9 protein-coding genes are annotated in these 13,951 nt (G+C 40.6%); 1 reads left to right on the top strand and 8 read right to left on the bottom strand.

The window, feature by feature from the left end; genetic code table 11:
- Positions 1-916: 916 nt before the first annotated feature.
- The 8 genes from PVV60_RS03335 to PVV60_RS03300 all read right to left on the bottom strand — a co-directional run bounded on the left by PVV60_RS03335 (position 917) and on the right by PVV60_RS03300 (position 13,032).
- Positions 917-1,924, bottom strand: coding sequence for an HlyD family secretion protein (locus PVV60_RS03335; protein ID WP_273723118.1), 1,008 nt, complete (start codon positions 1,922-1,924; stop codon positions 917-919).
- A gap of 30 nt (positions 1,925-1,954) precedes the next feature.
- Positions 1,955-3,583: an MFS transporter gene (locus tag PVV60_RS03330; RefSeq protein ID WP_273723116.1), complete on the bottom strand. Its 1,629-nt coding sequence runs from the start codon at positions 3,581-3,583 to the stop codon at positions 1,955-1,957.
- 23 nt (positions 3,584-3,606) lie between these two features.
- On the bottom strand, positions 3,607-4,020 hold the full coding sequence (locus tag PVV60_RS03325) for a F0F1 ATP synthase subunit epsilon (RefSeq protein ID WP_273723114.1): 414 nt from the start codon (positions 4,018-4,020) through the stop codon (positions 3,607-3,609).
- A 109-nt stretch (positions 4,021-4,129) separates the two neighbouring features.
- Positions 4,130-5,773, bottom strand: coding sequence for a F0F1 ATP synthase subunit beta (gene atpD, locus PVV60_RS03320; RefSeq protein WP_273723112.1), 1,644 nt, complete (start codon positions 5,771-5,773; stop codon positions 4,130-4,132).
- Positions 5,774-5,792: 19 nt separating this feature from the next.
- Complete coding sequence (locus PVV60_RS03315; RefSeq protein WP_273723111.1) at positions 5,793-6,704, bottom strand: F0F1 ATP synthase subunit gamma; 912 nt, start codon at positions 6,702-6,704, stop codon at positions 5,793-5,795.
- A 20-nt stretch (positions 6,705-6,724) separates the two neighbouring features.
- Positions 6,725-8,260: a F0F1 ATP synthase subunit alpha gene (gene atpA, locus PVV60_RS03310; RefSeq protein WP_273723110.1), complete on the bottom strand. Its 1,536-nt coding sequence runs from the start codon at positions 8,258-8,260 to the stop codon at positions 6,725-6,727.
- Positions 8,260-8,844, bottom strand: coding sequence for an ATP synthase F1 subunit delta (atpH, locus tag PVV60_RS03305; RefSeq protein ID WP_273723109.1), 585 nt, complete (start codon positions 8,842-8,844; stop codon positions 8,260-8,262). Before atpH ends, atpA begins: the two co-directional genes overlap by 1 nt.
- Before the next feature lie 1,980 nt (positions 8,845-10,824).
- A complete protein-coding gene (locus tag PVV60_RS03300) occupies positions 10,825-13,032 on the bottom strand; it encodes a primosomal protein N' (protein WP_273723108.1) in 2,208 nt (735 codons plus the stop codon).
- 699 nt (positions 13,033-13,731) lie between these two features.
- Here PVV60_RS03300 and PVV60_RS03295 point away from each other — a divergent pair.
- Positions 13,732-13,863 (top strand): hypothetical protein, encoded by a 132-nt coding sequence (locus PVV60_RS03295; RefSeq protein ID WP_273723106.1) that lies wholly within the window; start codon positions 13,732-13,734, stop codon positions 13,861-13,863.
- The last annotated feature ends 88 nt before the right edge of the window (positions 13,864-13,951 follow it).

The following is a 13,951-nucleotide window of genomic DNA, read 5'->3' as shown; positions in this document are numbered from 1 at the left end:
ATGAAATGGGAAGCTGGAGATGAAAAACGGAGAACCGAAAGTGAAGCTAGAGGAGGAGCTAAACTTTAAGAATTACAGCGACTATAAGAAGAGAATATTCGTAAAATGTTTGGAACTTAAAAACAAAAAGAAAACGGCTAAATCAGAAAAACATTCATGTCAGCATTGTCTTTAGCCTAATTGATCAGAATTGATTACAAAAATTATAACAAAGCACAATTTAAAAATTGTGCTCAAACTGCATAAAACTGAAAGAAATAGTTCTTTAAGCACTCTTCAAGAAATTATCAAAACACACAATAAATATCTTGGTATTTAAATGGCAACAGAAAACGAAGGGATATTGACTTAGATAGATAACGATTTAATCCCTTACAATAACAAATAGACAACACCATTCACATCTTTCATCGTCTATATCCTCCGGTAACTACATTTTATACGCTCTATAGTGTATAATATTATGTACGGGCGTTTTTTAGCTGGATTATTACAACAGTTTTCAAACTTAGCATCACTGTTATACATGCAATACACATTGATAATAGCAACACATGTATCAGAGATACATTTCCCAATGATCTGCCTCACATCATTGCAAACATCACACAAAGATTACACTCAGATAAAAAGAAGCACCTTCTTTCCATGCCTCAAAAGATGATGTTGCTAGAAACTACAGGCAAAGCTTCTAATATTCCCCCCCTACTGAGTTATTTCAAAAGAAATAGAAGTGAGTAAAGATGCATGCGCTTTAATATTCTAAGGAACATTATTTTACATCATGACATAGACGAGTAAGAAGCTTAAGAGTTTCAAAAGATGTATTATAGCAAACCAAACGAAATCTTCCAATGTGAAGATCCATTTGCTATACGTAAATGACGCAAAAATTAAACTGAACAAACCCAAAATTTCATCCTCCAGAATCGACCCGCTGCGAAGTATCCACATACGTAACCACAGACATCCCAGGAATGAGTTTTTCAATTCCCTCCTGCCCAGGATCTAAAGCAATCCGTACTGAAATACGTTGCGCAATTTTGATAAAATTACCAATTGTCGTATCTGTTTTTAACAATGAAAACTCAGAACCCGTTGCTGGAGCAAAACGAACCACACGTCCTGTTAACTTTTTGTTGTTCAATGCATCAACAGAAAAAACAACCGGTTGTCCCACACGCATCTGAGAAAGCTGCGTTTCTTTATAATTAGCAATAATCCAAATATCATCAGAAATCACAGAGACCAATTGCGTCCCCGGCATAACATATTGCCCTACCCTAGCGCCAACCAATCCAATATAGCCTGTTCTAGGAGACAAAATCTTTGTATGATCGAGATTAAGTTTTGCCAACTCAACACTCACCTTCGCTCCCGAAACTTCTGACTGTAAACTTTGTTTTTCAAGATTTAATTGTTTTTGCAATTGTCGTTTTGTTTCTAGGGCTGCCAAAAGTTGTGAAAGAGGGCGAGAAACAGAAATTGCCGCATCACCAAATCCTAACTTTTTACTATCAGGAACAACATTAGAGAATGCTCGTGAACGCGCTAATTCGGCTTCTGCAGCATTAACTTCTCCCTGTAAAATCTGAGCTTGCAATTCAATACTGGCCAATTTTGCATTTTTTGAATCGAGAACAGCCTGTGCTCGTGCAAGCTGCTGACGAAAAAGAGAATCATCAAGCTCAAAGAGCAGCATTCCTTTTTCAACACGTTGATAATCTTGCACATAAATCCGTGCAATCACCCCAGAGATCTGTGAACTAACCAGAGTAACATTGCCCTTAATGGAAGCATTATCCGTTATTTGAATATTATTTACAAAAGGAGGAAGTCTCCAAGCCCACAAGATTAGCAAAACCCCCGTAATACCTGACAGGAATGCAACAATCGTAGCTTTTGACCGTAATGCTTTTATCATTTTTTGCACCCCTCTTTCTATGACATTACTCTACTTTTCTAATGCACGCAAAGAGCATGACTTAACAATCATTGTGACAAGAAAAATAACGAATACAACCATTGAAATATAAAAATAAAGCCGAAAAACGTCATCATAAGCAAAAATATTTGCTGTTAACTTAAATTTTTCTATCAACATAGAAGTACCCTGCTCACTTCTCAAACCATTGGGAACAGAAACACCATAAGAAGGCGAAAATAAAGTATTCATCTCACCAGAAATAAGCGGATCAGTAATAATAATATTTTGTGTTAAGGACTCAAAGTTTTTATGAGCAAAATAAAACTGTAGGCTGCCAAAAAAAGCTGATCCCATTAATCCCCCTGTCACTTGCGTTAACAAAAAAACAGCAATAAAACTTAAAACGTAACGCGGTCCTCGCTCACCAGCGATCACAAACCCTTTGCAAAGAGCAGGAGGCAAAAAAAGTGCATAACTAAAACTCACCAACCCTTGGCTCAACATCATATCTTTCGGACGCGTTAAATGGTTTACATGACTGTCTAAATAAGCTCCCAACGCCAAACAACCTAAAGATAACAAATAAAAATAATCCTCACGCCCCGCCCGTAAAAAAAAGACACAAACAGCCCCCCCTAACAGAATCCCTAATGTCACCGCAAGATACATGGGCGCCATCTCACGATTAAGCAAACCAAAAAGATTAAAAAAACCTACGGGCAAATTTGACCGCTCCAATAAAAAAACATGAAAGATCAATAAAATAAAAACAGATTGGATCATTTCTTTACTGAAAATCCAACGTAAATCAATCAACGGTTTTTCTCTATTAAGCTCAATAATAATAGCAAGTGCCAACGAGAAAATAGCAAGTGCGAGCCCCCAACCAATCCATGGTGCTTCATACCACCAATACAATATGCCAACAGACATAATCACAGCATTTAATCCAAGACCAAGAGCAATCAAACCATAGCTAATCCAATCTAATTTTTGAATAACCTTACTGCGCACAACAGGAGTAAGAGGTAAAGTATAAATACAGACCAAGCTGATGAGAACCAACCCCATTTCCAGAGCAGAAAGACTGGAAAAACCACCATTTTCCAGCAAATCAGGAGAAATCAAACGCGATAAAGGTGCCGCTAAAGCTGCATTCATATAATTCAAACTAAGACCAACAGTAAACTTCTTTGCTGGAGCAAAAGCCTCCATCATATAAAGCAGCGCAAGCGAAGCCAAAGGAGCAGCAGCAATCCCAGCAAAAAAGCGAATAATCAATGCAGAACGCAAATCCGTCACAAAGAGCTGCAACACGCAAACCAAAACAAAGCCAAGAATTGATAATTCAGCAAAAGCGCGCAGCCCAAATTGATAGCGGATTTTGATCAACATAATCGCTACACTCACATTTGGCGCCATATAGGCCGCTACCAGCCATGTCGTTTCAGCCAAAGTTGCATGAAAATCACCCGTAAGATGAACAATGTTAGACTGAACAATATTAGCCCCTAGACCATAAGCCCATTGCAAAATAAGAGAAGCCAAAATATAAACAAAGCACTTTGGCAAAGGTCCCGCAAAGACACGACCAGGACGAGGAAAAGGTTTTGCGCTCCTTTTAGCAGACACAACCGTACTCTTTTTTCCGCTCATGTCACCTTTTCCTGTATACTTTGCTACGCTTCTATCAATACAGCACCATCAGCTGACAACTGCTGGAAAAAAGACTCTATTTTATGATTGTCCTCATCACTTGTCCCTCCTAACATCGCCTGAATCTGCAAAATTTGCTGTTCTAATACATCAAAAGAAAGGTGCTCTACAGCCACAATGCGCTCTACCAATAAAGAGCAGCCAGAAAAGGTAATACTTGCAACACCCCCGCATACAGCAAATAATTTTTCACCCAAAGAGGTACGAACACGAACACTGCCCAACACAATACTTGCCACCAATGGTGCATGATGCGCCATAACTGTCAAATACCCCGAGGCTGAAGGAAGAACAACAGACACGACCTGCTCTGAAAACACAATTTTTTCAGGCGATATAAGCTCAAATAAAAAATGCTCTTCTCTATTGTTTTCCACAAAAGTCTCCACAATACCCGATATAAGGACTCTCTGTTTTCTTCAACGACTTGTCCTTTTTAACGAAAAATACCCATGACAGCTATGTTCTTGAATAAGAAGCTTCTTATTAAGAAGCCTCTGCCATGAGACGCTTTCCTTTTTCAAGTGCTTCATCAATCGAACCAACCATATAAAAAGCAGCTTCTGGTAAATCATCATAATCACCAGCACAAAGACCTTTAAAGCCTTTGATTGTCTCTTCTAAAGGAACGAGTTTCCCCGGCGAACCAGTAAAGGCTTCCGCAACATGGAAAGGTTGCGAAAGGAAACGTTCAATTTTACGCGCCCGCCCCACCAGCAATTTGTCATCTTCAGAAAGTTCATCCATTCCAAGAATAGCAATAATATCCTGAAGCGCTCTATAACGTTGTAAAATGGTTTGCACTTGACAAGCAACTGTATAATGCTCTTCCCCCACAATCAATGGATCCAACATACGCGAGAAAGAGTCAAGCGGATCAACCGCCGGATAAATTCCCTTTTCCGCAATAGAGCGCGAAAGAACAGTTGTTGCATCCAAATGAGCAAAAGATGCTGCCGGCGCCGGATCCGTCAAGTCATCAGCAGGAACATAAATTGCCTGAACGGAAGTAATAGAGCCTGTTTTTGTACTAGTAATACGTTCTTGCAGTGCCCCCATATCCGTTGCCAAGGTAGGCTGATACCCAACAGCAGAAGGAATACGCCCTAAAAGAGCCGATACCTCAGCTCCTGCTTGCGTGAAACGGAAAATATTATCCACAAAGAAGAGAACATCTTGTCCTTCATCACGGAAACTTTCTGCAATTGTCAATCCTGAAAGAGCCACACGCGCACGCGCTCCTGGTGGTTCATTCATTTGCCCGTAAACAAGAGCACACTTTGACCCTTCCGTTGAACCATTATTCTCTTTTGGATTCACATTCACGCGGCTCTCGATCATTTCATAATAAAGATCATTTCCTTCACGTGTACGTTCTCCAACACCAGCAAACACAGAATACCCACCATGTGCCTTTGCAATATTGTTTATAAGCTCCATAATGAGAACGGTTTTTCCAACACCAGCACCACCAAACAAGCCAATTTTACCTCCTTTAGAATAAGGAGCTAACAAATCCACGACTTTAATACCGGTGACGAGAATCTCCGAAACTGTCGATTGCTCAACATATTCAGGTGCCTCTTGGTGAATAGAACGTGTTTTTGTCGCAGGAATTGGTCCCACATTATCCACCGGTTCTCCAATCACATTCATGATACGTCCCAAGGTCGCTTCTCCTACAGGAACGCTAATTTGCGTACCTGTATCCACAACCTTTTGGCCCCGCATCAAACCATCAGTGGTATCCATAGCAATCGTACGCACAGTATTTTCACCCAAGTGCTGCGCAACTTCTAATACCAAGCGATTGCCTAAATTCTCTGTTTCCAAAGCATTGAGAATATTTGGCAATTCACCTTCAAATTGCACATCAACAACAGCACCAATAACCTGCTTGACCTCACCAACAGCGCCTTTTGCACGCTCTTCTTTTTTTGCGGATGTCTCTTTTTTTACAGGTGTATTTTTAGCTGCACTACGCGCAGACGCAGAAGAAGCCTTTACATCCGCTGAAGCCGTTACATCCACTTGAGATTTCGAAGCGGCTTTTTTCACGCCGGAACGAGCAGCTGGTTTCTTTTTTTCACCTTTTTCTGTTCCTTTGCTTGAGGTTACTGCTTTTACCATCAATCCTTACCTTTTCCATTTAAAGCGCTTCAGCGCCCGCAATAATTTCGATCAATTCTGTCGTAATCTGTGCCTGACGTTGACGATTATAAGCTACCGTCAATTTATTAATCATTTCACCTGCATTGCGCGATGCATTGTCCATAGCCGTCATCTTGGCGCCCATCTCACCAGCAATATTTTCTAGCAAAGCCCGAAAGATTTGCACCGAAAGATTGCGTGGCACAAGCGCCTCTAAAAGAGAAGCCGCATCAGGTTCATACTCATAAACAATTGATTGTGAACCTTTACTATGATCTGTTTGCTCCTCAACATCGAGTGCCTCAACAGCTGCTTTTGGAGCAATCATTGGAATCAAGACAAAAGCTGTTGGACGCTGATTAATCACAGAAATAAATTCAGAATAAAACAGCGTACAGACATCGAAAGCGCCTTCATTGAATAAATCAACAATTCGTTGACTAATCATCACCGCCTCTGCAAAACCAATTCGTTTTACAGCATGCAAATCGATATGATCAATTATCAAGCCTTTGTAATCACGCGATAAAATATCCGCACCTTTTTTGCCCACAGTGATAATTTTCACTATTTTATTAGCCGCCAACAATACTTTAATCTGTTCACGTGCACGACGAGCGATTTGCACATTAAAAGCACCACACAAACCGCGCTCAGCAGTACACACCACCAAGAGATGCACATCATCTCGCCCCGTACCACGCATAAGAGCAGGCGCATCAACACCATCTACATTAGCAGCAACACTGGTCAAAATATCAGCCATCTTCTTCGCATAAGGACGCGCAGACTGCGCTGCCTCTTGAGCACGATGCAACCTCGCCGCTGCAACCATCTGCATAGCTTTGGTAATCTTTTGTGTTGCTTTAACCGAAGCGATACGGTCTCTAAGATCTTTTAGTGAGGACATTCAAGCATTCCATCAATTCATCACGAGAAATTTTTCGCATAAGTATTAAGAACAGTTATCAACTTATCTTTCAGCTCGTCTGTTATTTGCTTTTGCTCAGCAATTGCCTTTAAGAGATCTTGATAATCACTCCGCAAAAGCACCAAAAGTCCCTGCTCAAACCGCGCAACATCAGAAACCACTAAAGCATCAAGATAGCCATTCACACCCGCGAAAATAACCACCACTTGTTCTTCTGTTTTGAGTGGAGAAAATTGTGGCTGCTTCAACAGCTCTGTCAAGCGCGCCCCCCGATTCAACAAACGCTGGGTTGACGCATCCAAATCAGAGCCAAACTGCGCAAAAGCTGCCATTTCACGATATTGCGCCAATTCACCTTTAATCGAGCCAGCAACTTGCTTCATCGCCTTAATTTGTGCGGCAGAACCAACACGCGACACAGAAAGACCAACATTTACAGCAGGACGAATTCCTTGATAAAATAAATTAGTCTCTAGAAAAATTTGTCCATCCGTAATCGAAATCACATTTGTAGGAATATAGGCAGAAACATCATTGGCTTGCGTTTCAATAACCGGCAAAGCTGTCAACGACCCAGATCCATTTTCCGCATTCAACTTCGCAGCCCGTTCTAAAAGACGCGAATGCAGATAGAAAACATCTCCCGGATAAGCTTCACGACCTGGAGGACGACGCAACAAAAGAGACATTTGACGATACGCCACCGCCTGTTTTGACAAATCATCATACCCGATCAAAGCATGTTGCCCATTATCACGGAAATACTCACCCATAGCACATCCCGCAAGAGGTGCAATAAATTGCAATGGTGCTGGATCAGAAGCGGTCGCTGCAACAATAATAGAATATTCCAGCGCTCCACGTTCTTCTAAAACTTTAACGAATTGTGCCACCGTCGAACGTTTTTGACCGATAGCCACATAAATACAATAAACTTTGTCTTGCTCTCGTCCAGCTCCTTTTTCATGAAAAGGTTTTTGGTTTAAAAATGTATCGAGCAAAATTGCGGTTTTTCCTGTTTGGCGATCACCAATCACCAATTCACGCTGTCCCCGTCCAATAGGGATAAGTGCGTCAATCGCTTTCAATCCGGTCGACATCGGTTCATGCACAGACTGACGCGGAATAATTCCAGGGGACTTAACATCAACACGACGACGCTCTGTTGCTTTAATGGGCCCCTTACCATCTATAGGGTTTCCCAACGCATCAACCACACGCCCGAGCAAAGCGGGACCCACAGGAACATCGACGATAGTGCCCAATCGCTTTACACAATCGCCTTCACGAATATCACGATCTGAGCCAAAAATGACCACACCAACATTATCAACTTCCAAATTGAGCGCCATACCGCGCACACCATTTGGGAAGGCAACCATTTCCCCTGCTTGAACATTATCCAAGCCGTAAACGCGAGCGATACCATCCCCCACAGAGAGAACCCAACCAATTTCTGAAACCTCAGCCTTTTGGTCAAAGTTTTTGATTTGCTCTTTTAGAATTTTTGAAATTTCAGATGGTCTAATATCCATCAGCTGACCTCTTTTTTCAATGCAAGCTTAAGCGAAGACAATTTTGTGATAAGTGACGTATCAATTTGAGACGACCCCACACGAACGATTAATCCACCAAGAATTGTTGGATTTACAATGATGTGTAGCAAAACCTTTCCCCCAACGACACCTTCCAAAGCCTCACACAATTCTTGTCTTTGTTGAGAACTTAAGGGGCGCGCAGAAACAATTTGCGCAGTAACCTGCCTACGAGCACGCGCAACACAATGCTGGAAAGCATGTAAAATACCAAATACAGCACTAAGCCTACGGTTTGTTGCAATAACGCGTAAAAAATTACCAATAACCTGCCCTGCGTTTTTATCAGCAAATTTGATGTTTGCACAAACAGATTGCATCACCTTAATTTGCTCTTTAACTGAAAAGAATGGACTAAGCACAAAGCGTTTTAAATCTTTATTTTGCTCCAAAACAAGCAAAAGATCTTCCACTGCCTTTTCAACCTTTTCAACGTTTCCAGCTTCTTGAACGCAATCAAAAAGCGCTTGCGCATAGCGTTGATCTACCAACGGCAGCGGTATGAGAGAAAATGAATCCGACACGAAATACCGCCTCTTTCCCTTGAGCGACTCTCTGATAGTTATCAGATGAAATGAAACAGACATTCTCAATCTTAAGAATCTTCTTCTTAAAACCTAGAATAAAAATCACTTGGTTTCTAGCATAGACATAGCCGACTCGCAACACCACAAATCGCTGCTTTTTAAAAATTTTAATAAAATATTCAAAATATTTTTGAAAAGAATTTTTTTTAGATATACAGGATGGCATCACAGTTTTTTTATGCCTCTTTTTGACATTCTCTGAGCGATTTTTTCACTCTCTTTGATTTTGCTTCAAACGTTCTTGCCACCATAACAAAATACTTCTTCTCTAAAAAACACTCCCTTTATCACCACAAGACCTTTAACGAGATGCGAATGCGACTGAAAAAGTCTATTATTGCAAACTGATAAGAAAAAAAGTAATGAATATCCTCCTAAAAATTAAAAAAAAATTGATCTTTTTTCTTCAAATACCCACTCCTTTTAAAAAATTTCACCAAGTATATTTTCTTGTAAACACACTCTTTAAGTATACAATACATTGATTTATAATGATAATGTATCATTTTTCATACCAGATGAGCCCCACACATCGAAAGATTCTCTTATTTCAAATCTTTCTATCAAAATCACTCTCTTGCTCCATCACAAACAAAAAAGAAAATGATTAAAGAAAAAAACACCTCGTATAAACGCTCTCAAGTACCAAGAGCTTTATAATACAATGGCGCCATTTGATACCTTTATGAAATAAAGATAGTGATCCTTAACGCGGTTTTTTCATTCATGAAAGCTTTTACATTCTACACTCGAGAAACATCGTAAAATGAATTCAAGCATGTTGAGAAACATTTGCTTAAACAAGCATATGAATATAGTAATACAATAGATGTTCGGTAATTTCCGTTTTGGGCGTTCTGCTTTACATGAAAAATGTGCCCCCTTTAGAGAACGAAAGTAACAAAAGCATGAAACAATGGATAATCTCTATTTCACGACAGCGCCCATGAATGCTATATATAGTAACCTCATTGAGCAGCCCCATCTTTACACTTATGAAAGAACAAGCCAGCACTATCACATACTTTGCCATCTCCCAATTTTACGACAGCCCTTAACACTTGAGAAGATTAAGAATTTTAGTCCTATCTTGTATAGTTTCACTCGACACAGGCTCTCCTATCTGTAACATGCAAACGAATGGTTTTGATAGATCAATATAACCAGATTTGAAATAAGTGAATCCTACAATAGTTGAGATTCTAATACGAATAACAGCATATTATCATTATAAGTCAATATTTTATTATTTATAAAAATTATAATTATGGACGCTTTTGAAAATTCTAGAGCCATAAATAAGGACGACAACGATAAATACGCATTTTAACCTTTACGCTCCAAAATGAATCTGCATTCTCATCAAAGATAAATAAAATGGATATATGCAATACGCTCGCCTTAATCTAGCATACAAAAGCAGGTGCGACTCGTACAGCGCTGATACATCTTATGAACGCTGCTTCATAAGGTTTTAAGGTCAAACAACATCAAAAACACGACTTTCATTAAGTCCACATAGCTTCACTTTATATGGCACTATATTATATGGCATTATGTTGCACTAATTTTAGAAAAAGCATAGATCAATATCAATTTGAACCCGTATAAAATTGGATATTTTGGGGTGTACAGCTAAGCATTTTCAGCCCCTATAATCCGCCTTTATAACCTATAATCCGCCTATAAAAAGGATCCTGCCCCTAACACAAAAAAGGAGTAAAAGCCGAAATGATAGCGTCCTCAAATAAGAGAAGCGCTTCTACTGGTTTCATAATAAAGATATTTTTTCCCATGGCTCTGCTTAATGCAATGCACATGTATCATATTCTGCTGCTAGGATGTTTATTCTGAATAGATAGTATTAAAGTAAAGCATCTTAAGCAAAGAGACCCTTCACTTTATGCGATACTGATTTTAGAAAAAACTTTGCGGATCAATATCAATTTGAACCCGAACAGAACTGGGCATTTTGGGTGTACCACTAAGCATTGCACGTATAAACCCTTGTATATCAAAAGAGCGCTGTCCTTGCAGTAAAAGCCGAAAACGATAACGCCCCCGAACCAAAGCCAAAGGAGCTTCTGCTGGTCCCATAACCGAGATATTTTTTTCCCGTGGTGCTGCTTGACGCAATGCGCGCGCATAATGTTCTGCTGCTTGGCGCTGTTGTGCAGAGACAATCAAAGAGGCAAGCCGCCCATAGGGGGGCAAATGATAATGCTGACGCGCTGCAATCTCACGTGTGTAAAAATCTTCTGGCTGGCATGAAAGTAAGGCTTTGATGACCGGATGCTCTGGTTGATAAGTTTGCAATAATCCTAAACTTTCCAATCCCACACGCCCTGCTCTTCCGGTAACTTGAGAAAGCAGCTGGTAGGTACGTTCACTTGCGCGTAAATCGCCATTGGCAAGACCAAGATCAGCATCAATAACGCCAACCAGAGAGAGCCTGGGAAAATGATGTCCTTTAGCGACCAACTGTGTTCCAATAATAATGTCTACATCGCCATTTGCAATGGCTTGTAATTCGCTTCGCAATTGCCCAATCCCCCCTTTGAGATCTGCTGAAAGAATCAATGATCGCGCTTGAGGAAAAAGCATTTGTGTTTCTTCTGCAATTCTTTCCACACCCGGTCCACAAGCCACGAGATGATCTAATGTCCCGCATTCAGGACAGGCTTGAGGAAGTGGTTCATGATATCCACAATGATGACATTTCAGTTGCCCTTGCGCACGATGTTCTACCAACCAACTTGAACAATCGGTACAATGAAAACGATGTCCGCAAATTCGGCATAAAGTTAAAGGTGCGTAACCACGGCGATTAAGAAAAAGCAGCGCCTGCTCGCCTTTCTCAAGCGTTTGTTTTAAAGCCTTTTCAAGAGCAAAGGAAATAAAGCGCCCCTTTTGCACCCCTCCTTGACGCATATCAACCACCCGCAACTGAGGAAGTGCAACTTCTTTAAAACGAGAGGGTAAATGCACCTTTTGATAACGCCCTTTTAAAACATTGGCTTGACTTTCAATCGACGGTGTAGCTGAAGATAAAATAACAGGAAAATGCTCAAAAGAGCCCCGTGCAACTGCCATATCACGCGCATGATAAAAAATGCGCTCTTCTTGTTTATAAGCGCTATCATGCTCTTCATCAACAACAATCAAGCCAAGCGCGTGGAAGGGAAGAAAAAGTGCCGAACGAGCCCCCGCAACGACACGCACCCGCCCTTCTGCAACTTGCCGCCAGACGCGTTCTCTACGACGTGGTGTCAAATCGGAATGCCATTCTGCTGCCGCAGCGCCAAAGCGTGCATAAAAACGATCTAAAAACTGCTGTGTTAAAGCAATTTCCGGCAATAAAATTAAAACTTGGCTACCCCCTTTGAAAGCTTGAGCAACTGCTTCAAAATAAACTTCTGTCTTTCCTGAACCCGTAACACCATCCAGCAAAAAAACTTGAAACTGAGAAGACAAAACCCCTTCCCGCAACAATGTTGCTGCCTCATTTTGTGCGCCCTGCAATTGAGGAGCGCAAAAATCAGGATCAGGCATGCCCACAAGATCAGGAGCAGGAACCTTAACTTCTTCAAAAATTCCTAGCGCTTTTAACCCTTCAACAACAGAAACAGAAGTTCCAGCCGCATGCGCAAGCCCCACACGTGTCCATATTTTCTCATTGCGCACCAATTCCAAAACCCGTAAGCGCGCTGGTGTGAGACGTTCCACATCTCCCCCACAATAGCGCAATCCCAGCATCTGCGCTTCCGGCTCTAAAGCGGCCGGTACGGATAAAACCAATCGTGCAACAAGACCAAAAGGCGTCATCGTATAACGACTCACAAACCGCAAAAATGTAATCATTTCTGCCTTTAATGGGGGACAATCAAAAACATGAAGCACAAAGCGTAATTTTTCACGCGCCACCGAAACAGACCTTTGTCCATCCTTTGCCTGCTCTCCCACATCTACAACAAAACCGCAAAGCTCACGCCCCATAACAGGAACACGAACAAAAGAACCAAGTTCCACCTCCATAGAAGACGGAACTTTATAACTATAAGCATGCGCAACAGGAAGAGGAACCAATACAGAGACAACCTTTTCCTCTATCATGTTTGAATTCATCTTTTTAACCAATCTACAATCCCCCCCTTATCTAAGATCATCTTATCTACGATCCTTTTGAGCACCAACAGATCTACACTTTATCTTTAAGCACCCTTATAAAACTTACTGCGGATAAAATTCATTACGAGATTCAATCACTCTCCCTTTACGACAATACTTTTCTTTCAAAAATTCTTTTTCATACGCATTCCATTTCTAAAACGCCAACAATAAACACAACGTCAACCTCTATAACAAAAAAAGCGCCGTTCCTCTGTGCAAATAAAATCCATCACGATTAAGCTCTCAACATGATATCGTAAATGTTCCCCTCAACAAAGCTACCCCATAGTGTGACTTCATGCCCAAGATACATACTTTTATTGTCTTTCCACCTCACATCTCAAATTATTATTAAGGTATTAATTTATAAAGATAAATTATTTTTCCTCTCCTAATAAAAACGCTCAACATGAGAATTTTTCCATTATAAATAAATTGAAAAACTTCACACGTAAAACGCACCCCTTCTTTAATGGTGTTTTACGACACAAAAATCCATTCACTGACAAGCGACAAGAAAAACTAAATGTACCCCCCTGAGAAAAGGAAACGTCAAAATTCTCAGGTATCAAGAACAATCACCAACGAAAAACGAACAAAGGGTGTGATAATACTCGCCTATTGCCATAACTATAAAGCTATCGCTCTGCAAAGATGCCGATAGGCAAAAATGCCAAGATACAAAAACGTTCGTGCACAATGAATCCTATGCCTTATTACGAGCAACGCCATGAAAGAGACATGGAAACAACACGAGATCTTTCTTTACAGAAAGTAGATCCATGATGAATATCATGGCATTCTTTTTCATTAACACCATCTTCATTAACACCATGACATTCCCATTTTCTAAAGAGATCTTCATTCTTGCTCT

This window comes from Bartonella sp. AU18XJBT, from assembly GCF_028618595.1.
Classification (GTDB): Bacteria; Pseudomonadota; Alphaproteobacteria; order Rhizobiales; family Rhizobiaceae; genus Bartonella.
Note: the sequence above shows the minus strand (reverse complement) of the source record. Positions and strands in the feature narration are given on the sequence as shown.

Excerpts from the sequence above, each read along its gene's own strand:
- PVV60_RS03295 (WP_273723106.1), top strand. The coding sequence starts at position 13,732 with ATGCCGATAGGCAAAAATGCCAAGATACAAAAACGTTCGTGCACAATG.
- PVV60_RS03330 (WP_273723116.1), bottom strand. The coding sequence starts at position 3,583 with ATGAGCGGAAAAAAGAGTACGGTTGTGTCTGCTAAAAGGAGCGCAAAA.
- PVV60_RS03335 (WP_273723118.1), bottom strand. The coding sequence starts at position 1,924 with ATGATAAAAGCATTACGGTCAAAAGCTACGATTGTTGCATTCCTGTCA.
- PVV60_RS03300 (WP_273723108.1), bottom strand. The coding sequence starts at position 13,032 with ATGAATTCAAACATGATAGAGGAAAAGGTTGTCTCTGTATTGGTTCCT.
- atpD (WP_273723112.1), bottom strand. The coding sequence starts at position 5,773 with ATGGTAAAAGCAGTAACCTCAAGCAAAGGAACAGAAAAAGGTGAAAAA.
- atpA (WP_273723110.1), bottom strand. The coding sequence starts at position 8,260 with ATGGATATTAGACCATCTGAAATTTCAAAAATTCTAAAAGAGCAAATC.
- PVV60_RS03315 (WP_273723111.1), bottom strand. The coding sequence starts at position 6,704 with ATGTCCTCACTAAAAGATCTTAGAGACCGTATCGCTTCGGTTAAAGCA.